The following is a 22,723-nucleotide window of genomic DNA, read 5'->3' on the forward strand; positions in this document are numbered from 1 at the left end:
GCGGTTCGCACAATGCCTAATTTGGTAGTCCCGACGGGATTCGAACCCGCGCCGCCGGCGTGAGAGGCCGGTGTCCTAGGCCGCTAGACGACGGGACCGCGCTACACCGAGAACTCTACAACACCCCCACACCACCAAGACCCCCACCCCCATTCCCACACTCGACGTGCGAAGCACGAGCCCCCACTCACCTCGACGTGCGAAGCACGAGCCCCCACTCACCTCGACGTGCGAAGCACGAGCCCCCACTCACCTCGACGTGCGAAGCACGAGCCCCCACTCACCTCGATGTGCGAAGCACGAGCCACGCACTCCCCGCCGCACAAAGCCGACCCCACAACTCAATGTGCGAAGCACGAGCGCCCACACAGCAGTGGCCGACCACACCTGCGGTGGCTCAAAACAAGCGCCGGTGGCGACCACACACGCGAGTGGCCCCACACAAGTGCTGGTCCCCACCCAGCCCCTCCACACACCTATGGCGAGGAGCCCTCCCCACGCAACCACCGCACCGTGGGGGTCTGGGGGGTCGCCCCCCAGATAGACAGACAAAAACGGGAAAAGGCCCGCCCCCAAAGGGGGCGGGCCTTGAACACGCGCGTGTAGCCCCGACGGGATTCGAACCCGCGCCGCCGGCGTGAGAGGCCGGTGTCCTAGGCCGCTAGACGACGGGGCCTCGGCGAACGATCGTGACCTTCGCGCTGATCGTGATCAACGCACTCGGTCTTGATCCTCGCGCTGGGGTACCAGGACTCGAACCTAGACTAACTGAACCAGAATCAGTCGTGCTGCCGATTACACCATACCCCAAGGGCTTTGACGTTCAGCGTTGTTCGTCCGGGCTTCTGGGGAAAGTCCGGCTCGGCGGCCGCTGTCCGTCTTGCTGGTGTTAAATACTAGAACATCCTCGCGGGGGCGCTGTAAGGCACCCCCTGCTCGGGTCGTTTTCGCTGGTGGGCGCGGTGGCGGCCGGGCCGGGTCCGGTGGCGGCCCGGCCGGGGCTCAGGCGAGGGCGCGCTCGTGTCTCGTTTCGTCCTGCGGGGCCGCTGCTTCGGGGATGCCGGGCAGGTCGCAGACGAGCAGTTCGGGCAGCTCGGCGAGGCTGGTGATCATCGACACCCCGTCCGGCGGGGCGTGTTCGGTTCCGTTGCGGTTGAGCCAAACGCCGTGCATGCCGGCGTTGGCGGCGCCGAGCGCGTCGGTGTCGAGCCGGTCGCCGACGTGCACGGTTTCGTGCGGTTCGGCGCCGACGGCGGTGCAGGCGGCGTGGAAGATCTGCGGGTCGGGTTTGGCGACGCCGAGTTCTCCGGAGATGACCAGGTCGTCGAAGGTTCCCGCGAGCCCGGTGTCGCTGATCTTCTTGCGCTGGTAGGCGCTGTCCGCGTTGGTGATCACGGCGAGCCGCAGGCCGCTGGCGCGCATCCAGTCGAGGCAGGGGCGCGCGTCGTCGAACAGTTGCCAGGCGCGTTGCATGGCGGCCATCCGGTAGTCCTCGCGGGCGGCGACTTCGGTGTCGCCGAGTTGTTCGCCGAAGGCGGCGAAGAAGTCCCGGGTGCGTTCTCGGCACATGGTGGCGAAGTCGTACTCGCCGGCGACGAAGCGCGCGTAGTGCTGCTCGGTGGTGCTGCGCCACACCGGCCAGGCGGCGTCGTTGCCGATGAGGGCGCGCAGGCCCATCCGGGACGAGGTGGCGTTGTCCAGCAGGGTGTCGTCGATGTCCAGGCACACGGCCTTGATCGGGCCGGGCGGGGGTGCGTTCGGCGGTTCAGGCGCGGTTGTCACCCCGAGAGGCTAGGTGATCACCGGGCGTACCCGACTCGACCAAGCCGGTGATACTCGGTTCCCTGGCACGGTTTAGTGCCGCTGGGGCCGTTGGGGGTGGCGGCGCTCCGACCGCCACCCGTTCAGCGCATTTCCGCGGTGTTCCCGTCCAGTGCGCGGTGGAGTCTGCTAAGGGACACTTCGCGGCCCAGCAGTTCCATCGATTCGTACAGCGGCGGGGACACGGTGCGGCCGGTGACGGCGACCCGCACGGGCGCGAAGGCTTTGCGCGGTTTGATGCCGAGCCCGTCGACGACGGCGGCCCGCAGCGCCGCTTCGATGGAGTCGGTGTCCCATTCGGGCAGCTGCTCGAGCGCGCCGATGCTCGCTTCGAGCACCGGGCGCGCGTCTTCGCCGAGCGCTTTCTGCGCGGAGGCTTCGTCGGGCTCGAAGTCTTCGCCGGCGAACAGGAATCCCATCATGTTCACCGCGTCGGAGAGCACGATCAGCCGTTCCTGCACCAGCGGCGCGGCGGCGCGCACGGTTTCGATCTGCTCGCCGGTGGGTTCCGCGGGCAGCACGCCGCCGTCGATCAGGTAAGGCACCACGCGCTGCACGAAGTCGTCGGGTGCGAGCGCCCGCAGGTGCGCGGAGTTGATCGCGTCGGCCTTCTTCTGGTCGAACCGGGCGGGGTTGGCGCTGACCCGCCCGATGTCGAAGGCTTCGACCATCTCGTCGAGGGTGAACACGTCGCGGTCGTCGGCGATGGACCAGCCCAGCAGCGCGAGGTAGTTCAGCAGCCCTTCCGGCAGGAATCCGCGTGCGCGGTGGTGGAAGAGGTCGGATTGCGGGTCGCGCTTGGACAGCTTCTTGTTGCCCTCGCCCATGACGAACGGCAGGTGGCCGAATTCGGGGGTGAAGTCGGTGACGCCGATGCGCCGCAGCGATTCGTACAGCGCGATCTGGCGGGGCGTCGAGGACAGCAGGTCTTCGCCGCGCAGCACGTGGGTGATCCGCATCAGCGCGTCGTCGACGGGGTTGGTGAGGGTGTAGAGGGGTTCGCCGTTGCCGCGCACCAGGACCGGGTCGGGCACGCTGCCCGCGGGGAAGGTGATCTCGCCGCGGACGAGGTCGGTGAACGCGAGGTCGTGCTCGGGCATCTTCAGCCGCAGCACGGGGTTGCGGCCTTCGGCGCGGAACTCGGCCTTCTGGTCCTCGGTGAGGTGCCGGTCGTGGTTGTCGTAGCCGAGCTTGGGGTCGCGGCCGGCGGCTTTGTGCCGGGCTTCGACCTCTTCCGGGCTGGAGAAGGCTTCGTAGAGCTCACCGGCGGCGAGCAGGCGCTGCGCGATGTCGGCGTAGATGTCCTTGCGCTCGCTCTGCCGGTACGGGCCGTGCTCACCCCCGGCCCCGGGGCCTTCGTCCCAGTCCAGCCCGAGCCAGCGCAGCGCGTCCAGCAGCGCGTCGTAGGACTCCTGGCTGTCCCGGCTGGCGTCGGTGTCCTCGATGCGGAACACCAGGGTGCCTTCGTGGTGCCGGGCGAAGGCCCAGTTGAACAGGGCGGTGCGGATCAGCCCGACGTGCGGTGTGCCGGTCGGCGACGGGCAGAACCGGGCGCGGACGGTGCTGTGCGGCGTGGCGGTGACCTCTGACGTGCTCATGACGCGGTCCAGCTTAGCGAGCCCGGTTCCGTGGTTGACCAGCGACTCCGGTAGGAGGATGGTGAGGTTATTCAACAACCGTTGAATACTCGCTCGGGAGGGGATCGCGATGACGCGAACGGAACGCACGACGTGCTGCATCGTCGGCGGCGGCCCCGCCGGGATGGTCCTGGGCCTGCTGCTGGCCCGCTCCGGTGTGCAGGTGACCGTGCTGGAGAAGCACGGCGACTTCCTCCGCGACTTCCGCGGCGACACCGTGCACCCCACGACGCTGCAACTGCTCGACGACCTGGGCCTGGCCGAGCGGTTCGCCGAGCTGCCGCACCGCAGGGTGGACCGGGTGCGGCTGCCGGTCGGGCAGCGCGAGGACCAGTTCCTGACGATCGCCGACTTCACCAGGCTGCCGATCAAGTACAACTACATCGCGCTGGTGCCGCAGTGGGATCTGCTGGACCTGCTAGCGGACGAGGCCAAGCAGCAACCCGGTTTCGACCTGCGGATGAACACCGAAGTCACCGGGCTCGTCCGGGAGGACGGCCGGGTGAACGGGGTGCGCTACCGCGAATCCGACGGCAGCACCGGCGAGCTGCGCGCCACCATCACGGTCGCCTGCGACGGGCGGGACTCGCTGGTGCGGCAGCTTCCGGAGCTGGGGCTGCGGGACTTCGCCACGCCGATGGACGTGCAGTGGTTCAAGATCCCGCGCCGCGCGGAGGACCCGGCCGGGCTGCTCGGTCTGATCGCGGACCGCACCTTCCAGGCGCTGATCGACCGCGGCGACTACTACCAGGCCGCCTCGATCATCGCGAAGGGCACCGACGCGGAACGCCGCGCCCGGCCGGTGGCGGAGTTCAACGAACGGCTGCGCCGGTTCCTGCCGTGGCTCGACGACGGCCGCGACCTGGTGCGCGACTGGGACGACGTGCGGCTGCTCAGCGTCAAGCTGGACCGGTTGCGCAAGTGGCACGTGCCGGGGCTGCTGTGCATCGGAGACGCCGCGCACGCGATGTCACCGGTCGGCGGGATCGGCATCAACCTGGCCGTGCAGGACGGCGTCGCCGCCGCGCGGTACCTGGCGACGCCGCTGCGCGAGGGGCGGTTGCGGCGCAAGCACGTCGCGGCGATCCAGCGGCGGCGGTGGCCCACGACGGTGCTGATCCAGCAGCTCCAGCGGGTGCTGCACCGCAACGCCGTCGCCCCGGCGCTGCGCGGCGAGGTGGACTTCTACAAGAGCCTGCCCGCTCCGGTCCGGCTGGTCACCAACGCGCCGGCGCTGCGGGTCGTGCCGCCGTACGTGCTCGCCTACGGCGCGCTGCGGGAACGCCCGCCGCAGGAGGCGCTGCGCTGACCGCGCCGCTGCACCCGGTCTCGGCCGGGGTCAGCGGCGCAGCCGCTCCAGCAGCGACCACGGAGCTGCTTCTGCGAGGAGATCCCGCAGCGAGCAGGCGCCTGATGAGGCGCGCCCGGACCACCTGCGCAAGACGAGCTCGAAGACGGGTACTCAGCGGTCCTGCACCGGGTTGGTCAGGGTGCCGAGCCCGTCGATGGACACCGAGACCTGCTGGCCCGCCTGCATCGGCCCGACCCCGGCGGGCGTGCCGGTGAGGATCACGTCGCCCGGCAGCAGCGTCATGATCCGCGAGATGTACGACACCAGCGCCGGAACGTCGTGCAGCAGCAGCGAAGTCCGCGACTCCTGCTTGAGCTCGCCGTCCAGTTCGGTGCGCAGCCCCAGGTCACCGGGATCGAGCTCGGTGTCGATCCACGGGCCCAGCGGGCAGAACGTGTCGTAGCCCTTCGCCCGCGTCCACTGCCCGTCGGCCTGCTGCTGGTCGCGGGCGGTCACGTCGTTGGCGACGGTGTAGCCGAGCAGCACGTCGGCGCCGCGCGCCTCCGGGACGTCCCTGCACGGCTGGCCGACGACCGCGGCCAGCTCGCCCTCGTAGTCGACCCGCTCGGAGTTCGGCGGCAGCTTGATCGCCGCGTTCGGGCCGGTGACCGAGGTGGACGGCTTCATGAAGATGATCGGGTTCTGCGGCACCTCGCCGCCCATCTCCCTGGCGTGCTCGGCGTAGTTCTTGCCGACGCAGATCACCTTGCTGGGCAGGATCGGCCCCAGCAGCCGGACGTCGGCCATCGGCCACTTGCGCCCGGTGAACGTCGGTTCGCCGAAGGGGTGCTGGTCGATCTCGATGGCCAGCACCTTCTCCTGCGGGGCGGACGGGTCGGGTTCCAGCGCGACGAACGACACCCCGTCGGAGTGGGCGACTCGGGCCAGGCGCACGACGACCTCTTTTCGTTGCGGCGTTGCTTTCCCCGGCCACCCTAAGCCTCCGCGCCCGCAGGCTTGCGGAGCGCGGTTTCGCGAGGAGTGAACGGACTGCTCGTCCGAACGGATCGGGCCAACAGGCCGTTCGCTCGGAAGGAGCCGTCAGTCAGCGCCGCTGAGGACGGTGCGGCGCAGCGCCTTGTAGGCGAGCGCGTCGCACAGCGCCAGCCAGCTCGCCTCGACGATGTTGCCGTGCACTCCGACGGTGGTCCACTCGTCCTGATCGTCGCGGGACTCCACCAGCACCCGCGTGACCGCGTCCGTACCCGCGGCGTCGGTGAGGATGCGGACCTTGTAGTCCACCAGTTCAACCGAGTCCACCCACGGCAGGTGCGGAACCAGCGCCTTGCGCAACGCGGCGTCGAGGGCGTTGACCGGGCCGTTGCCCTCCGCCGTGGCGATGACGCGCTCCCCGTCCACGTGGATCTTCACCGTCGCCTCGGAAACGACCGTCCCGTCCGGGCGGTGATCCAGCAGCACCCGGTAGGACTCCAGCTCGAACGGGGCGTCCACGGCGCCTGCTTCGGCCTCCCCCGCAGCATCCATCTCGCGGCGCAGCAGCAGCTCCAGCGAAGCGTCCGAGCCCTCGAACGACCAGCCGCGGGCCTCCAGCTCCTTGACCTTGCGCACCGCGCCGGAGACCGCTTCCGGCGAGTCGGACAGGTCCAGCCCGAGCTCGGCGCCCTTGAGCTCCAGGCTCGCCCGCCCGGCCATCTCGGTGACCAGCACCCGCATCCGGTTGCCGACCACGTCGGGGTCCAGGTGGTTGTAGAGCTCGGGGTCCACCTTGATCGCGCTGGCGTGCAGCCCGGCCTTGTGCGCGAACGCCGACGACCCGACGTAGGGCTGGTGGGTGTCCGGGGCGAGGTTGGCGATCTCGGACAGCGCGTGCGAGACGGTCGTGAGCTCGGTCAGCTTGCCCTCCGGCATCACCGGCATGTCCAGCTTGGTCGCCAGGTTGCCGAGGACCGCGAACAGGTCGGCGTTGCCCGCGCGCTCGCCGTATCCGTTGGCGGTGCATTGCACGTGCGTGGCACCGGCCTGCACCGCCGCGATCGAGTTGGCGACCGCGCAGCTGGTGTCGTCCTGGCAGTGGATGCCCACCCGGAACCCGGTGCGCGCGACGATCTCCTCGACCGTGGACGCGAGCTGCATCGGCAGCTGCCCGCCGTTGGTGTCGCACAGCACCGACACGTCGGCGCCCGCGGTCATCGCGGCCTCCAGCACCCGCAGCGAGGCGTCCGGGTCGTGGGCGTAGCCGTCGAAGAAGTGCTCGGCGTCCACGAACACCCGGCGCCCCTCCCCCACCAGGTAGCGCACGGTGTCTGCGACCATCGCGCAGTTCTCTTCGACCGTGGTGCGCAGCGCCCGCTCCACGTGCCTGCGGTCGGACTTGGCGACCAGCGTGACGACCGGCGCCTGCGAATCGACCAGCGCCCGCACCTGCGGATCTTCGTGCGCTTGCGCGCCCGCGCGGCGGGTGGAGCCGAACGCGACCAGCGCGGCGTGGTCGAGCCGCAGCTCGCCCGCGGCGGCGCGGGCGAAGAACTCGGTGTCCTTCGGCAGCGCGCCCGGCCAGCCGCCTTCGATGAAACCGACCCCGAGCGAGTCCAGCAGCTTCGCCACCGCGATCTTGTCCGGGACCGAGTAGGAGATCCCTTCCCGCTGGGCGCCGTCGCGCAGCGTGGTGTCGTAGACGTGGAAGTCGTCGCCCAGGGGGGTCCCGGCCGGGGTCGTGCGAGTCACTGGATTCTCCTGTCGGCTTCGGTATCGATGCCTCGAAGCGGCCGTCTCGCCGCGCTGGTGGCGGGTTCCTCCGGGCACAAAAAAGACCCCCCGCGAATGCGAGAGGTCTGCGCGCCGGGGGTGCGAGTCGTCACCCGGCGCGCCGTCCAATAATGCGGAAGCTGATGGCCACGCCCGTATGCTGCCACAACCGCTCGCGGCGCCACCAGGTGGGCTGCCATTCCCAGCTGCCGGACGGGCGCGCGGTCCCGACATGCGAAACGGGCGCCCTCCCGGCAGGAAGGCGCCCGCAGCGCAGGAAACTCGAAGTCGACCAGGCTTGCCGGCCGGTCACGCTTGGGCTGTCAGGCTTGCTGGGCGACCTCGCGGGAGGACACCAGCGCCGCCAGCCGGTCGCCGATGGCGAAGGTCGCACCCGGCGCCGAGTGGTCCCGGGTGGCCAGGTCGAACGCCACCGAAGCCTCCACCCGGCGGGCCGCCTCGGCCTGCCCGACGTGGTCCAGCAGCAGCGCCACCGACAGCACCGCGGCCGTCGGGTCGGCCGCACCGTGCCCGGCGATGTCCGGGGCGCTGCCGTGCACCGGCTCGAACATGCTCGGGTTGCGCCGGGTGGCGTCGATGTTGCCGCTGGCGGCGAGCCCGATGCCGCCGGTGACCGCCCCGGCCAGGTCGGTGATGATGTCGCCGAACAGGTTGTCCGTGACGATCACGTCGAACCGGCTCGGGTCGGTGAGCATGTGGATCGTCGTGGCGTCCACGTGCTGGTAGGCGACCGTGACGTCGGGGTGCTGCAGCGAGACCTCTTCGACGACCCGCGACCACAACGAGCCGGCGTGGGTGAGCACGTTGGTCTTGTGCACCAGCGTCAGGTGCTTGCGCGGGCGGGCCGCGGCGCGGGCGAAGGCATCGCGCACGACCCGCTCCACGCCGAAGGCCGTGTTGATGCTGACCTCGGTCGCGATCTCGTGCGTCGTGTCCTTGCGCAGCAGACCGCCGTTGCCCGCGTACGGCCCTTCGGTGCCTTCGCGCACCACGACCATGTCCACGTCGCCGGGATCGGCCACCGGGCTCTTCACCCCGGGGTAGAGCCTGCCGGGACGCAGGTTGACGTGGTGGTCGAGCTCGAAGCGCAGCCGCAGCAGCAGCCCGCGCTCCAGGATCCCGCTGGGCACCGAGGGGTCGCCGACCGCGCCGAGCAGGATCGCGTCGTGCTGGCGCAGCTCGGTCAGCACCGACTCGGGCAGCAGCTCGCCGGTGGCGTGCCAGCGCGCGGCTCCCAGGTCGTACCGGGTGATCTCGGTATCGGGAACGACCTCTCCGAGGACTTTGAGCGCCTCGGCGACCACCTCCGGCCCGATCCCGTCACCGGGGATCACAGCGAGCCGCATGAACACACCTCCCGACTAGGCGACCCCGAAACCGCGGGGCTCGATCTGTTGCGGCGAAGGCTACCGGCAAGCCTTCGCGGGCAGGCACGCCGCACCCACCAAGTGGTCCAACCATCCCGGCCGGCGGGACACCCATAGGGGTGAACGACGACGGGCGGGACGACGAAAAAGGACCGCCGCGGCGCGCGCGGCGGTCCTTCGCCGAGTGCCACGACCCGGCGGATCACGGCGAGCTCCCCATGATCCGTTGGATCCCCCGCAGCCTGCCACGATCCAGCGGATCACGCGATGCCCGGCCGGGGGATCATCAGCGGTGCTTACGAGGCCGTTTCATGAGCGGCGTCAGCCGCTTGCGGCGCCCGAGGGCGCAGCCGGACCACCGGCGGGTTCTCAGGCGTCTTCTGGCGAGGCCAGCGGCCCGGACCTATAAAGACGCCGCGTAGGACGCTACGTCAGGACGAGATCCCGGAGCCAGAAGACGTCTGAGGTTCCGCTGGGTGATCCACTACGCAATCTGCTCAAGCACGCCTGATGCGGCTCACTCGAAGCTGACGGTGCGGACGGTGGTCGCGCCCACCGCAGCGCCGATCGGCTCCAGCACACCGGTGTCGACCGGCCGGTCCACCCGCAGCAGCATGATCGCGTCGGAGCGCTCGGTGGTCTGGCTGACCGTGGCGGCATCGATGTTCACGCCGACCTCGCCGAGCAGCGTGCCGACCTTGCCCATCACGCCAGGGCGGTCCGGGTACTCCAGCAGCAGCACGTTGCCCTCGGCGCGCAGGTCGAAGTGCCTGCCGTTGACCTCGATCAGCTTCTCCACCAGGTTCGCGCCGGTGAGCGCGCCGGAGACCACGGCGCGGCGCCCGTCGGCCAGGCCCGCGCGCACCGACACCACGCTGCGGTGGTTCTGGCTCTCCGATGCCTTCTGCACCTCGACGCTGACTCCGAGGTCCTCGGCCAGCTGCGGGGCGTTGACGAAGGTCACCTGGTTCTCCACCGCTCCGGAGAACACCCCGCGCAGCGCCGCGAGCTGCAGCACCGAGACGTCCTCGTCGGCGAGTTCGCCGCGCGCCTCGATGGTCACCGAGGTCGGCGTGCTGCCCAGCACCGCCGCCAGCAGCTGGCCCAGCTTCTGGGTCAGCGGCAGGTACGGGCGGACCTCCTCGCCGACCGCGCCGCCCTGCACGTTGACCGCGTCCGGCACGAAGTCGCCTGCCAGCGCCAGCAGCACCGACTTGGCCACGTCGGTGCCCGCGCGGTCCTGCGCCTCCGCGGTGGAGGCACCCAGGTGCGGGGTGGCGACCACGTTCTCCAGCTCGAACAGCGGGCTCTCGGTGGTCGGCTCGGACTTGTAGACGTCGATGCCCGCGCCGCCGATGTGCCCGGAGCGGATCGATTCGGCCAGCGCCTCCTCGTCGATCAGCCCGCCGCGCGCGGCGTTGACGATCAGCTGGCCCTGCTTGGCCTTCTTCAGCTCCTCGGCGCCGATCAGGCCCAGCGTCTCGGCGGTCTTGGGCAGGTGGATCGACACCGCGTCCGCGCGCGCCAGCAGGTCTTCGAGGCTGACCAGCTCGATGCCCAGCTGCGCGGCGCGGGAGGCGGACACGTACGGGTCGTAGGCGATCAGCTTGGTGCCGAAGGCGGCGATGCGCTGCGCGAACAGCTGGCCGATCTTGCCGAGGCCGACCACGCCGACGGTCTTGCCGTTGAGCTCGACGCCGCTGTAGGAGCTGCGCTTCCACTCCCCTGCGCGCAGGCTCGCGTCGGCGGCGGCCACGTTGCGGGCCACCGACAGCAGCAGCGCCAGGGCGTGCTCGGCGGCGGAGACGATGTTGGACGTGGGGGCGTTGACCACCATCACGCCGCGCTCGGTGGCCGCGGGCACTTCGACGTTGTCCAGTCCTACCCCGGCCCGGGCGACGACCTTGAGCTTGCTGGTCGCGGCCAGCACCTCGGCGTCGACCTTGGTGGCGGAGCGGACCAGCAGCGCGTCTGCGTCGGCGACGGCCTCCAGCAGCGCCGGGCGGTCCGTGCCGTCGACGTGACGGATCTCGACCTCGGCTCCGAGCGCTTCGAGCACGGAGGGGGCCAGCTTCTCGGCGATCAGGACGACAGGACGATTGGTCACGGGCGCGCTCCATTGAGAGGGATCACGGTCGTAGCTGGGCACGGCGTTGTACCCGGACGGTGAGGCAGTTTAACCGGAGTTTGAGAACTCGTTCACAAGGGTGTGACGCACGACAAACCCGCCGCAGAAGTCGGAAAGGCCCGTTTCCGGGCCCTTCGTCGCAGGTCAGCGCGATGATTGCGCAGCGAACAATCGCTCGGACTTCGGTTCGCCTGCGTGCAGCGGCGAAGCCGCTTGCGCCGAACGCCTGAGCAACGGCACCGCCGCGGGCTCTCAGCCGTTCGCTCGCGAGGACGGCTCCGACGCGCGTAGGGCACTACGCCTCCGAGGATCTCCCGGAGCGAGCGGACGCCTGACTGAGGTTCCACCGCCCGGCCGCCCACGCGAAGCATCCCGAAGCTCGCGGATCAGGGTTCGTCGAACTCGCCGTCCTTCGCCCCGGCCACGAACGCGTCCCATTCCTCGGGCGTGAACACCAGCACCGGGCCTTCCGGCTCGGCGCCGTTGCGCATCCCGATGTAGCCGTCCACGAAAGCGATCTCCACGCCCGGTTCGTCGTCGTCCTCGGTGCTGGTGATCCACTCCGCGTCGGTGAAGTCGAGCTCGTGGCGGATGTGCGCCTTGTCGTCCACCGGGGCGTCCGCGGTCCGCGTGGTATCGCCGCCGGTCTGCGTTGTCGTGCTGGCTTCGTCGTTCACGACCGGCACGATACCCGCGGCAGCGCCCGCGACTCGATCGCGTGAACGGGTGGCCGGGCGTCGATTCGCGCGGAAACTTCCTGCGGTGCAAGGAGAACCGCCGCGAGGGAACCGCGCCGGGAAGGGGCCGCGGCCGCGCGGCGCGGCGTCAGCCGCTCCGCCGTTCAAGCGACCGGCAGGGACAACACGCCGAAGGCCCGGCGATCCCTCGTGGGGACGACCGGGCCTTCCGACCGCGCGGCCCGCCGGTCGGGCGGGCCTGCGCGGGAGATCATGCGCAGCGCGGGGCGCTCACTTCGTCGGGTCCAGCGCTCACTTCGTCCAGGACATCAGGGCGCGCAGCTTCTTGCCGACCTCCTCGATCTGGTGGTCGTTGCCCGCCTGCTGCAGCTTGTTGAAGTTCGGGCGGCCGCCCTCGTCCTCGGAGACCCACTCCTTGGCGAACGAGCCGTCCTGGATCTCGCCGAGGATCTTGCGCATGTTGTCCTTGACGTGCGCGTCGATGATCCGCGGGCCGCGGGTGAGGTCGCCGTACTCGGCGGTGTCCGAGCAGGAGTAGCGCTGCCCGGCGATGCCGCCCTCGAACATCAGGTCCACGATCAGCTTCAGCTCGTGCAGCACCTCGAAGTAGGCGATCTCCGGCTGGTAGCCGGCCTCCACCAGCACCTCGAAGCCGGTCTGCACCAGCGCGCTGGCGCCGCCGCAGAGCACCGCCTGCTCACCGAAGAGGTCGGTCTCGGTCTCCTCGGTGAAGGTGGTCTTGATGACCCCGGCGCGCGCCCCGCCGATGCCCGCGGCGTAGGACAGCGCCAGCGCCTGAGCGTTGCCGGAGGCGTCCTGCTCGACCGCGATCAAGCACGGCACGCCCTTGCCGTCGACGAACTGGCGGCGCACCAGGTGGCCCGGGCCCTTCGGGGCGACCATCGCGACGTCCACATCGGACGGCGGCTGGACCAGGCCGTAGCGGATGTTGAAGCCGTGCCCGAAGAACAGCGCGTCGCCGGACTTGAGGTTCGGCGCGATGTCGTTGGCGTAGATCTCCCGCTGCTTGGTGTCCGGGGCGAGGATCATGATCAGGTCGGCCTCGGCGGAAGCCTCCGCCGGGGTGACCACCCGCAGGCCCTCGTCCGCGGCCTTGGCGCGGGACTTCGACCCCTCGGGCAGGCCGATGCGCACGTCCACACCGGAGTCGCGCAGGCTCAGCGCGTGCGCGTGGCCCTGGCTGCCGTAGCCGATGATCGCGACCTTGCGGCCCTGCGCGATGCCCAGGTCGGCGTCGGCGTCGTAGAAGATCTCAGTAGCCATGTGTTCGGTCTTCCTTTCGGACTTGATTCGTTCGTCCTGCCCGGCACGCGCGGGCGGGCGGCGGACGGCCGGGTTCAGCGAACCGCGGTCGCGGTGATCGAGCGCGGGCCGCGGCCGATGGCGATCGACCCGGACTGCACCATCTCCCGGACACCGTAGGGCTCCAGCATCCGCAGCAGCGCGCCCAGCTTCTCGCCGTCACCGGTGGCCTCGATGGTCAGCGCCTCCGGCGAGACGTCGACGACCTTGGCCCGGAACAGCTGCACCGTCTCCAGCACCTGGCTGCGCACCGAGGCGTCCGCGCGGACCTTGACCATCAGCAGCTCGCGCTGCACCGAGGACTCCGGGTCCAGCTCCACGATCTTGATCACGTTGACCAGCTTGTTGAGCTGCTTGGTGACCTGCTCCAGCGGCTGCTCGCCGACCGCGACCACGATGGTCATCCGGGAGATCTCCGGGTGCTCGGTCGGCCCGACCGCCAGCGACTCGATGTTGAAGCTGCGGCGGGAGAACAGGCCCGAAACGCGGGCCAGCACGCCCGGCACGTTCTCCACCAGCACGCTCAGCGTGTGTCGGCTCATGGAGGCGCTCACCCCTCGTCCTCGTCGAACAGCGGGCGGATGCCGCGCGCCGCCATGATCTCGTCGTTGCCGGTGCCCGCGGCCACCATCGGCCACACCTGCGCGTCCTTGCCCACCACGAAGTCGATCACGACGGGTCGGTCGTTGATCTCCATCGCCCGCTGGATGACGCTGTCGACGTCCTCGCGGGACTCGCACCGCAGGCCTGCGCAGCCCAGCGCCTCGGCGAGCAGCTTGAAGTCCGGGATGCGGTGCTTGTGGGTGCCGAGGTCACTGTGTGAGTAGCGCTCGGCGTAGAAGAGGTTCTGCCACTGCCGGACCATACCGAGGTTGCCGTTGTTGATGACGGCGACCTTGATGGGCAGTTCCTCGATGGCGCTGGTCGCCAGCTCCTGGTTGGTCATCTGGAAGCAGCCGTCGCCGTCGATGGCCCACACCGGCTTGTCCGGCACCCCGGCCTTGGCGCCCAGCGCGGCGGGCACCGCGTAGCCCATCGTGCCCAGGCCACCGGAGTTCAGCCAGGTCCGCGGGTGCTCGTAGCCGATGAACTGCGCGGCCCACATCTGGTGCTGGCCGACACCGGCGACGTAGCAGGCTTCCGGGCCGACGATGTTGCCGAGCCGTTCGATCACGTACTCGGGCGCGAGGCTGCCGTCCGACGGCCACTCGTAGCCCAGCGGGAAGGTGTCGCGCCACTGCCGGAGCTGGTCCCACCACGGGCCGAGGTCGGCGGTGCCGTCCTCTCCGGTGGCGGTCGCCAGCGCGTCGATGAGCTCCGTGATGACGTCCTTGCAGTCGCCCACGATCGGCACGTCGGCGTTGCGGTTCTTGGAGATCTCGGCCGGGTCGATGTCGGCGTGCACCACCTTCGCCTCCGGGGCGAACGAGGACAGCTGGCCGGTGACCCGGTCGTCGAACCGGGTGCCGAGCGCGATCAGCAGGTCGGAGCGCTGCATCGCCGCGACCGCCGAGACGGTGCCGTGCATCCCGGGCATCCCCAGGTGCTGCGGGTGCGAGTCGGGGAACGCGCCGCGCGCCATCAGCGTGGTGACGACCGGGATGCCGCTGCTCTCGGCGAGCTTGCGCAACTGCTCGGTCGCCTCGGCCTTGAGCACGCCGCCGCCGACGTAGAGCACCGGGCGCCGCGCCGCGGTGATCAGCTTCGCGGCCTCCCGGACCTGCTTGCCGTGCGGCTTGCTGGTGGGCCGGTAGCCGGGCAGCTTCATCTCCGGCGGCCAGGAGAACGAGGTGGTAGCCGTTTGGACGTCCTTCGGGATGTCCACCAGCACCGGGCCGGGCCTGCCGCTGTTGGCGATGTAGAACGCTTCCGCGATCGTGCGCGGGATGTCCTCGGCCTTGGTGACCAGGAAGTTGTGCTTGGTGACCGGCAGCGTGATGCCGCAGATGTCGGCTTCTTGGAAGGCGTCGGTGCCGATCAGGGTGGTGGCCTGCTGGCCGGTGATCGCCACCACCGGCACCGAGTCCATCTGCGCGTCGGCCAGCGCGGTGACCAGGTTCGTCGCCCCCGGCCCCGAGGTCGCCATGCACACCCCGACGTTGCCGGTGGCCTGCGCGTAGCCGGTCGCCGCGTGCCCGGCGCCCTGCTCGTGGCGGACCAGCACGTGGCGGACCTTCGTGGAGTCCAGCAGCGGATCGTAGGACGGCAGGATCGTGCCGCCGGGAATGCCGAACACGACCTCGGCGCCTACCGCCTCGAGCGAGCGCACGAGCGACTGCGCGCCGGTGGCCTGCACCGGAGCGCCGCTTGGCGGGGCGGGCTTGGGACGGTGCCCCGGCGGCGGCGCCGGGACGGGGTTCTGCCTGGTGTTGGCGCTGGTCATCGGTTCGCCTCTGTCCGAGCGGTGTTGATCGGTGAGTGGACTGTCGATGCGTTGGGCACGAAAAAACCCCCGCCGGTCAACACAGGACCGTACGAGGGTTGGCGCGTCGACGCTGCGAGCTTCCTCAGGCGTGGACGCGCCGGGGAAGTACGAGAATGTCGTCGATTCGCAGCATGGCCAGGACGTTAACGGCAGCCATGTCGCCGGGTCAAACCATGCGGGAAGGATTTCCCAGCCAATGGACGCGCCGCGCCCCGCTCGCACGCCGATCGGCAGTGCGTTTCCGCAGCTTACCGATCCCGAATTCGCCTTCCGACGGGCGAATTTGTGGCGTACGTCGCGCATCCCGCCAGTCCGATGTCCGCGGAGCGGGCCGCTCGCCGGTTTTCGCCTGCCCCGCGATGGGCCGCGCACGCGGGTGAGACCATCGGGACGTGAGCGAGTCCCCCAAGTCCTCCGGACCGGACGGCGCCGGCGCGAACGAAGCGCACGCGGCGGCCGAGGGCTCGCGGCGGCAGACCGGCGAACGCCCGGCCGCAGAGAGCCCGAACGACGAGGGGACCCCCGAAGTGAGCACGACCGAGGAGCAAGGCTCGACCGCCGTGCAGGAGCCGGGCACGACCGAGCAGCCGCAGGCCGCGCCGGAAAGCACGGCGCCGGACTCGGAGAACACCGCGCGGACTCCGGATGGCGGCGCGGCCCGCCCGACCGCGAAGGCGGTCCCGAAGTCGCTCACCTTCCACCTCACCCGAACCTCGCTGCTGGCGGTGGCCGTGGTGGCGGTCTGCACGACGCCGATCGCGTTCGCGCAGCCGTTCCCCTACCTGCTGCCCGCCTTCCTGATCCCCGCGGCACTGGCTTACGCCGTGCTGTGGCCGCGGACGATCGCCACGGACGAAGGGATCCGCACCCGGTTGCTGGCGGGCGAGACCTCGTTCGGCTGGGACGAGCTGGCCTCGGTGCGGCTGAACGAACGCCGCTGGGTGCGCGCGGTGCTGGAGTCCGGCGGCGAAGGCCGGACGCGGGAAGTCCGGCTCTCGGCGGTGCGGGTGCGCGACCTGTCCCACCTGGCGCTGATGAGCGGCGGCCGGCTGCCGGACCCGAACGAGCCGCTGGAACGCCCGGCGGAGACCGGCGCGGTGTCGGACGGCGAGCAGGGCACCGGATCCGCGAACTCCGAGTCCCGCGCGGACTCCGCCGCCGAATCCGCGGACGACACCGGAGAACCCATCGCCACGCAGCAGGATTCCTCGGCCGCCGCAAGCGAATCCGCTCCGGGCGAGGACTCCCCGGACGACCGCCGCGGCTGAACACCTCGCGCGAACGGCGCGAACCGGGCGCACGACCAGCACCGCGGCAGGAGTAACGTCGCGGTCACCGCGCTGTGCTCGCACCCAAAAGGTGCCGTTCTCCCCGCCCCGACGCGGGTCTCGCAGAGGAACCGAGAAGACCATGCCCCAGTTGCGCTCCCGCACCACCACGCACGGCCGCAACGCCGCAGGCGCCCGTTCGCTGTGGCGTGCCACCGGCATGACCGACGACGACTTCGGCAAGCCGATCGTGGCCATCGCCAACTCCTACACCCAGTTCGTGCCAGGGCACGTGCACCTGCGCGACCTCGGCGACGTGGTGGCCGACACGATCCGCGAATCCGGCGGCGTGCCGCGGGAATTCCACACCATCGCCGTGGACGACGGCATCGCGATGGGCCACAGCGGGATGCTCTACTCGCTGCCGTCCCGCGAGCTGATCGCGGACTCGGTGGAGTACATGGTCAACGCGCACCAGGCCGACGCGCTGGTGTGCATCTCGAACTGCGACAAGATCACGCCCGGGATGCTCAACGCGGCGATGCGGCTGAACGTGCCGACGGTGTTCGTCTCCGGTGGCCCGATGGAAGCGGGCAAGGCGGTGGTCGTGGACGGTGTCGCGCAGGCACCGACCGACCTGATCACCACCATCTCGGCGTCGGCCAACGCCGCGGTGGACGACGCGGGCCTGTCCGAGGTGGAGCGCTCCGCCTGCCCGACCTGCGGGTCCTGCTCGGGCATGTTCACCGCGAACTCGATGAACTGCCTGACCGAGGCGCTCGGCCTGGCGCTGCCCGGCAACGGCTCGACGCTGGCCACGCACGCCGCCCGCCGCGCGCTGTTCCAGGAGGCCGGGCGCACCGTGGTGCGCGCCGCCGAGCGCTGGTACCAGCAGGACGACGACTCGGTGCTGCCCCGCTCGGTCGCGAACAAGCAGGCGTTCGAGAACGCGATGGCGCTGGACATGGCGATGGGCGGCTCGACGAACACGGTGCTGCACACGCTGGCCGCTGCGCAGGAGGGCGGCATCGACTTCGCCCTGGAGGACATCGAGCGGATCAGCAGGCAGGTGCCTTGCCTGTCGAAGGTCGCGCCGAACTCCGATTTCCACATGGAGGACGTGCACCGGGCGGGCGGGATCACCGCGATCCTCGGCGAGCTGGACCGCGGCGGGATGCTGCACCGCGAGGTCTCCTCGGTGCACAGCCCCAGCCTCACCGACTGGCTGTCCACATGGGACGTCCGCGGCGAGTCGCCGTCCGAGCAGGCCGTGGAGCTGTTCCACGCCGCGCCCGGCGGAGTGCGCACCACGCAGGCGTTCTCCACCGAGAACCGCTGGTCCTCTTTGGACACCGATGCGGCGAACGGCTGCATCCGCAGCATCGAGCACGCCTACACCGCCGACGGCGGGCTGGCGGTGCTGCGCGGCAACCTCGCCGAGGACGGCGCGGTGGTCAAAACCGCCGGTGTCGAGGAGGAGCTGTGGCTGTTCGAGGGCCCGGCGCGGGTGCTGGAGAGCCAGGAGCAGGCGGTCTCGGCGATCCTGAACAAGGAGATCCAGGCCGGTGACGTGCTGGTGATCCGCTACGAAGGCCCCGCGGGCGGGCCCGGGATGCAGGAGATGCTGCACCCGACCGCGTTCCTGAAGGGCTCCGGCCTCGGCAAGAAGTGCGCGCTGATCACCGACGGCCGGTTCTCCGGCGGTTCTTCGGGACTGTCGATCGGGCACATCTCGCCGGAGGCGGCCAACGGCGGCGTGATCGGGCTGGTGCAGGACGGCGACCCGATCCGCATCGACGTGCGCGAGCGCGGCCTGGAGCTGCTGGTCGACGACGAGGTGCTGGCCGAGCGGCGGGCGAAGATGGACGCCGCCGAGCACCCGTGGCAGCCGGTCGCCCGGGAGCGCTCGGTGACCACCGCGCTGCGGGCCTACGCGAAGCTCGCGACTTCGGCGTCCTACGGCGCGGTCCGCGACATCAGCAAGTAACTCCGCCGGCAGTGAACGGACCGCTCGCCCGGGAAGATCGGTCGAACGGTCCGTTCACTCGGTGCGTACGGCGCCTCAGTGCAGGAAGAACAGCACTCCGGCGGAAGAACCGGCCGCGATCAGCAGGCAGATGATTCCGCTGACCACCGGGTGCCGGAACCAGGAACGGCCGTTGTCCAGCGCGGCCCTGCCCGGTCCGATGAACATCAGGCCGACCGCGAGCGCGGCCAGCACCACGTTGTACTCGTAACCGTCCGGCGAGAAGAATCCGTCGCCGAGTCTGGTGCCGATCACCGCGCTGGCCATCACCCCTGCGATGCCGGCCGCGGCCAGCGGGGTGAACAGGCCGAGCACCAGCAGCGCGCCCGCACCGAGTTCGGTGCCGCCGGTGACCAGCGAGAGGATCTGGCTCTGCTGGAATCCGGATTTCGCCAGCGACTGCGCGAATGCCTCGGGGCCGCTGCCGCCGAGCACGCCGAACAGTTTCTGCGCGCCGTGCGCGGCGAAGATCCCGCCGAGCACCAGCCGGATGACCAGCAGGCCGAAGTCCGCGCCCGCGTTCCAGCCGAACTGCTTTCGCTGCGGCGGCAGCGGCTCGTAGTAGTCGTCCTCGTAGCGGCGGTCGACCACCGACGTTGCCGTGCCGTCGCTGTAGGCGGCGTCGTCGTAGTAGTTGTACGTTCCGGGACCCGAACCTTCGGTGTCCCGCACGCGATCGTCGCGGTGTGCGCCCCCGCCGCTCGGGCGCTCGTCGTGAATGCTCACGGCGCTGGAGGTTAAGCCATCCCAAGCACAAAAAGCGACCCTTTCGAGTGAAGATTTCGCGACGTCCTTGCGCCGGGTTCCGACGCTTGGCGGAATCCCGCCGAAAGCCTCCGCATTCGCCGCATTCCGCAGCGCGCCCGCGCACTGCTCGTATCGGTTCGCATTCCCGCCGTAGAAGGTTGCAACCCGCCACCAGGTGTATTTGCTGCATTCGGCCCTAACCCGGCGGCCGGGCAGAGCGCGGACGAATTCCATTCGGTTTCCGGGAGGCGGAACGCCGGGGCTGCTCACCGGACGTTCACGGACCGGCCGATACCCTCGTGCCCCGTGGCAGCCTCGAACCGCGCGAACCGCACGACCCGCCGCCTGCGGACGGCCGCGGGTGCGCTGCTCGTCGCGGCCGCGTTCGCCGGTTGCGCCCAGTTCCCGAACGAGCACCCGAACGCCTGGAAAGACCAGCCGTCGCTGGAACCGCAGGCCGGACCGCAGCCGTCGATCGAGCAACCGCCGCCACCACCGCCACCGCCCGGGCAGCCGGTGCCCGAGGAACCGGCCGTTCCGGAAGGCTGCGTGGACCCTGATCCGTCGGTCGTCGCTACCTGCTTGTCCCCGGTCGGCGCGGTCGCGGTGCTGCCGGACGGGCAGAGCGCGCTGGTCGCCGAACGCGACACCGGCCGGGTGCTGCGAGTGCGCAAGGACAGCGAACCGGTGGAGGTCGCCCGCGTCCCGGTCGACTCGTCCGGCGACGGAGGGCTGACCGGGCTCGCGCTGTCCCCCAGTTACCAGGAGGACGAGCTCTTCTACGCCTACGCCAGCACCGGCGGCGGCAACCAGGTCCTGCGCGTGGCGCCGGGCGACCGGCCGAAACCGGTGCTGACCGGCATCCCGAAGGGCGGCTCCGGCAATTCCGGTGCGCTGCTCGACGACGGCCAGGGCGGGCTGCTGGTGGCCACCGGCGATGCGGGCGATCCGGCGAACGCCGCGGACCCGGCTTCGCTGGCGGGCAAGGTGCTGCGCATCGACGCGTTCGGCGCGCCAGCGCCCGGCAACCCCGATCCGGCGTCGCCGGTGGTGGCCTCCGGGGTGACCAGTCCCGGCGGGCTGTGCGGATCGGCCGCGGCCGGGATCTGGCTGACCGACCGGGACGCCTCCCGCGACTCGCTGCACCGCGTGCAACCGGGTCAGCCGGTGGGGTCGGCGGTGTGGAGCTGGCCGGACCGGCCCGGAGTCGCCGGATGCGCCGCGGCGCCGAACGGGATCGTGGTGGCGTTGCGCGAGGCCGCGGCGCTGTACACGCTCACGCCCGGGCCCGGCGGTTCGATCACCGGGGAACCCGCCAAGGTCATGGAGAACACCTACGGCCGGTTCTCCGCCGCGGCGATGAGCAAGGACGGGCAGCTCTGGCTGGGCACCGCGAACAAATCCGGTGGCCGCCCGGTACCCAGCGACGACCGGGTGCTGCGCATCGACCCGCCGAGCGGCGGCACCGCGGGCAAGGACTGAGCGTTCGAGGTCTTCGCCGAAGATTCGACTACCCGGCGGAATCACCGTCCTCGCTGACGGGCCACCGCAGCGGAAGGCTCCCCCGTCGTTCACCCGGCAGGCAGCGAGCTCGCGCCGCCATGCGTGGCGCACCTGACGCGGCCGCGCCGCTCGTGGTCCACTCAGGACACTCCGCCGCGCGTGATCGGGACCGCGGCGCGATGCCGGACGGGGACCCGCGATGGACTTGCAGCAGCTGTACGTGGCGCTGCTGGCAGGTGGACTCGTGCTGCTGGCGAGCATCGTGGCCACCCGCGCGGCTTCCCGGGTCGGACTGCCCGCGCTGCTGCTGTTCCTCGTCGTCGGGCTCGCGATCGGCGAGGACGGGCTCGGGCTGCGCTTCGACGACGCCCAGCTCGCGCAGAACCTCGGCACCGCCGCGCTGGCGGTGATCCTGGTCGAAGGCGGGCTCACCACCAGGTGGGCGGACGTGCGCGCGCTGCTGGCGCCTTCCGGGATGCTGGCCACGGTCGGCGTCGGCGTGAGCGTGGCGGTCACCGCGACCGGCGCGCATCTGCTGATCGGGCTGGACTGGCAGCCCGCGCTGCTGCTCGGGGCGATCGTGTCGTCCACCGACGCCGCCGCGGTGTTCTCCGTGCTGCGCACGCTGCCGGTGCCGCGGCGCGTGGCGGGCCTGCTGGAGGCGGAGTCCGGGTTCAACGACGCGCCGACGGTGATCCTGGTGCTGCTGTTCAGCAGCATCCCGTTGAGCATCGAACCGGTCGGGGTGGCCGCGAACCTGCTCTACCAGCTCGTCGTCGGCGCCGTGGTCGGGTTCGCCGTCGGCAAGCTCGGCGCCTGGGGGCTGCGGCGGATCGAGCTGCCCGCTTCGGGGCTGTACCCGCTGGCGATGTTCGGGCTGGGAGTGGTCGCGTTCGCCACGTCCGGAGCGATCGCCGCTTCCGGTTTCCTCGCCGCCTACGTCGCGGGATTGGTGCTGGCGAACTCCGGCCTGCCGCATCGGGCTTCGCTGCGCTCGTTCGCCGAAGGGCTCGGCTGGCTGGCGCAGATCGGCCTGTTCGTGCTGCTGGGACTGCTGGTCACGCCGCACGAGCTGCTGCCGGAGCTGCTGCCCGCACTGGTCGTGGGCCTGGTGCTGCTGCTGGTGGCGCGGCCGCTGTCGGTGGCGGTGTCGCTGGTGCTGTTCAAGCTGCCGTGGCGCGAGCAGGTCTTCGTGTCGTGGGCGGGCCTGCGCGGCGCGGTGCCGATCGTGCTGGCGACGTTCCCGGTGGTGGCCGGGGTGCCGGGCAGCAGCCGGGTGCTCGGCCTGGTGTTCGTGCTGGTCGCGGTGTTCACGCTGGTGCAGGGGCCGGGACTGCTGCGGCTGGCGCGGTTGCTGGGGCTGATCCGGGCGGACGCGGCGCAGGAGATCCAGGTCGAGGTGGCGCCGCTGGACGTGCTCGACGCGGAGCTGCTGACGGTGTCGATCCCGCCGGGCTCGCAGCTGCACTACGTGACGGTGCTGGAGCTGCGGCTGCCCGACCCGAGCGTGATCACGCTGGTCATCCGCGGCGAGACCTCGTTCGTGCCGAGCCCGGAAACCCGCCTGTCCACCGGCGACGAACTGCTGATCATGACGACGGCCGCGGTCCGCACCGCGACCGAGCGCCGACTGCGCGCGGTGGGCCGCCGCGGCCGCCTGGCCCACTGGTTCGGCGAATACGGCGACCCCGACTGACCCGGT

At 70.8% G+C, this 22,723-nt stretch carries 16 protein-coding genes and 3 tRNA genes; 5 read left to right on the plus strand and 14 right to left on the minus strand.

Annotated features, from left to right (window positions below; genetic code table 11):
• Window positions 1-22: 22 nt before the first annotated feature.
• From V1457_RS01735 to gltX, 5 genes are all read right to left on the minus strand, one after another.
• Window positions 23-98 (minus strand) — tRNA-Glu (locus V1457_RS01735).
• A gap of 505 nt (window positions 99-603) precedes the next feature.
• A tRNA-Glu gene (locus tag V1457_RS01740) sits at window positions 604-676 on the minus strand.
• A gap of 62 nt (window positions 677-738) precedes the next feature.
• Window positions 739-810: transfer RNA gene (locus tag V1457_RS01745), tRNA-Gln, on the minus strand.
• 192 nt (window positions 811-1,002) lie between these two features.
• Window positions 1,003-1,782 (minus strand): HAD family hydrolase, encoded by a 780-nt coding sequence (locus V1457_RS01750; RefSeq protein WP_295141012.1) that lies wholly within the window; start codon window positions 1,780-1,782, stop codon window positions 1,003-1,005.
• Window positions 1,783-1,904: 122 nt separating this feature from the next.
• Window positions 1,905-3,419, minus strand: a complete 1,515-nt coding sequence (gltX, locus tag V1457_RS01755; protein ID WP_338599501.1) for a glutamate--tRNA ligase — start codon at window positions 3,417-3,419, stop codon at window positions 1,905-1,907.
• A gap of 109 nt (window positions 3,420-3,528) precedes the next feature.
• Here gltX and V1457_RS01760 point away from each other — a divergent pair, with 109 nt between their 5' ends.
• A complete protein-coding gene (locus V1457_RS01760) occupies window positions 3,529-4,767 on the plus strand; it encodes an FAD-dependent oxidoreductase (protein ID WP_295141006.1) in 1,239 nt (412 codons plus the stop codon).
• 153 nt (window positions 4,768-4,920) lie between these two features.
• Here V1457_RS01760 and V1457_RS01765 read toward each other — a convergent pair whose 3' ends face one another.
• The 8 genes from V1457_RS01765 to V1457_RS01800 form a co-directional block, all read right to left on the minus strand.
• Window positions 4,921-5,703 carry a fumarylacetoacetate hydrolase family protein gene (locus tag V1457_RS01765; protein ID WP_200070239.1) on the minus strand — a complete coding sequence of 261 codons (783 nt, stop codon included), beginning with the start codon at window positions 5,701-5,703 and terminating at the stop codon, window positions 4,921-4,923.
• Between the two features lie 147 nt (window positions 5,704-5,850).
• Window positions 5,851-7,494: a citramalate synthase gene (gene cimA / locus V1457_RS01770; protein ID WP_338599505.1), complete on the minus strand. Its 1,644-nt coding sequence runs from the start codon at window positions 7,492-7,494 to the stop codon at window positions 5,851-5,853.
• Between the two features lie 344 nt (window positions 7,495-7,838).
• A complete protein-coding gene (locus V1457_RS01775) occupies window positions 7,839-8,882 on the minus strand; it encodes a 3-isopropylmalate dehydrogenase (RefSeq protein ID WP_200070241.1) in 1,044 nt (347 codons plus the stop codon).
• A gap of 538 nt (window positions 8,883-9,420) precedes the next feature.
• The gene (gene serA, locus V1457_RS01780) at window positions 9,421-11,010 is read right to left on the minus strand and encodes a phosphoglycerate dehydrogenase (RefSeq protein WP_200070242.1); all 1,590 of its coding nucleotides are present in this window, start codon (window positions 11,008-11,010) and stop codon (window positions 9,421-9,423) included.
• A gap of 407 nt (window positions 11,011-11,417) precedes the next feature.
• Window positions 11,418-11,642, minus strand: coding sequence for a DUF397 domain-containing protein (locus V1457_RS01785; RefSeq protein ID WP_200070402.1), 225 nt, complete (start codon window positions 11,640-11,642; stop codon window positions 11,418-11,420).
• Between the two features lie 378 nt (window positions 11,643-12,020).
• On the minus strand, window positions 12,021-13,013 hold the full coding sequence (gene ilvC / locus V1457_RS01790; protein WP_200070243.1) for a ketol-acid reductoisomerase: 993 nt from the start codon (window positions 13,011-13,013) through the stop codon (window positions 12,021-12,023).
• 74 nt (window positions 13,014-13,087) lie between these two features.
• A complete protein-coding gene (gene ilvN, locus V1457_RS01795; protein ID WP_200070244.1) occupies window positions 13,088-13,594 on the minus strand; it encodes an acetolactate synthase small subunit in 507 nt (168 codons plus the stop codon).
• Window positions 13,595-13,602: 8 nt separating this feature from the next.
• The gene (locus tag V1457_RS01800) at window positions 13,603-15,435 is read right to left on the minus strand and encodes an acetolactate synthase large subunit (RefSeq protein ID WP_200070245.1); all 1,833 of its coding nucleotides are present in this window, start codon (window positions 15,433-15,435) and stop codon (window positions 13,603-13,605) included.
• 434 nt (window positions 15,436-15,869) lie between these two features.
• Between V1457_RS01800 and V1457_RS01805 the strand changes: the two genes are divergently transcribed.
• Together V1457_RS01805 and ilvD are read left to right on the plus strand one after the other, a co-directional pair.
• The gene (locus tag V1457_RS01805) at window positions 15,870-16,745 is read left to right on the plus strand and encodes a PH domain-containing protein (RefSeq protein ID WP_338599510.1); all 876 of its coding nucleotides are present in this window, start codon (window positions 15,870-15,872) and stop codon (window positions 16,743-16,745) included.
• 142 nt (window positions 16,746-16,887) lie between these two features.
• Window positions 16,888-18,732 carry a dihydroxy-acid dehydratase gene (gene ilvD, locus V1457_RS01810; protein WP_338599512.1) on the plus strand — a complete coding sequence of 615 codons (1,845 nt, stop codon included), beginning with the start codon at window positions 16,888-16,890 and terminating at the stop codon, window positions 18,730-18,732.
• A gap of 75 nt (window positions 18,733-18,807) precedes the next feature.
• Here ilvD and V1457_RS01815 read toward each other — a convergent pair whose 3' ends face one another.
• Complete coding sequence (locus V1457_RS01815; protein WP_200070248.1) at window positions 18,808-19,497, minus strand: DoxX family protein; 690 nt, start codon at window positions 19,495-19,497, stop codon at window positions 18,808-18,810.
• Window positions 19,498-19,824: 327 nt separating this feature from the next.
• Between V1457_RS01815 and V1457_RS01820 the strand changes: the two genes are divergently transcribed.
• Together V1457_RS01820 and V1457_RS01825 are read left to right on the plus strand one after the other, a co-directional pair.
• A complete protein-coding gene (locus V1457_RS01820; protein ID WP_307850030.1) occupies window positions 19,825-21,000 on the plus strand; it encodes a PQQ-dependent sugar dehydrogenase in 1,176 nt (391 codons plus the stop codon).
• 226 nt (window positions 21,001-21,226) lie between these two features.
• On the plus strand, window positions 21,227-22,717 hold the full coding sequence (locus tag V1457_RS01825) for a potassium/proton antiporter (RefSeq protein ID WP_338604768.1): 1,491 nt from the start codon (window positions 21,227-21,229) through the stop codon (window positions 22,715-22,717).
• Window positions 22,718-22,723: the final 6 nt, after the last annotated feature.

The organism is Saccharopolyspora sp. SCSIO 74807, from assembly GCF_037023755.1.
GTDB lineage: Bacteria > Actinomycetota > Actinomycetes > Mycobacteriales > Pseudonocardiaceae > Saccharopolyspora_C > Saccharopolyspora_C galaxeae.

What these genes read in the sequence shown, in the direction of transcription:
- gltX (WP_338599501.1), bottom strand. Translation starts at nt 3,419, where the DNA reads ATGAGCACGTCAGAGGTCACCGCCACGCCGCACAGCACCGTCCGCGCC.
- V1457_RS01760 (WP_295141006.1), top strand. Translation starts at nt 3,529, where the DNA reads ATGACGCGAACGGAACGCACGACGTGCTGCATCGTCGGCGGCGGCCCC.
- V1457_RS01775 (WP_200070241.1), bottom strand. Translation starts at nt 8,882, where the DNA reads ATGCGGCTCGCTGTGATCCCCGGTGACGGGATCGGGCCGGAGGTGGTC.
- ilvC (WP_200070243.1), bottom strand. Translation starts at nt 13,013, where the DNA reads ATGGCTACTGAGATCTTCTACGACGCCGACGCCGACCTGGGCATCGCG.
- ilvN (WP_200070244.1), bottom strand. Translation starts at nt 13,594, where the DNA reads ATGAGCCGACACACGCTGAGCGTGCTGGTGGAGAACGTGCCGGGCGTG.
- V1457_RS01800 (WP_200070245.1), bottom strand. Translation starts at nt 15,435, where the DNA reads ATGACCAGCGCCAACACCAGGCAGAACCCCGTCCCGGCGCCGCCGCCG.
- ilvD (WP_338599512.1), top strand. Translation starts at nt 16,888, where the DNA reads ATGCCCCAGTTGCGCTCCCGCACCACCACGCACGGCCGCAACGCCGCA.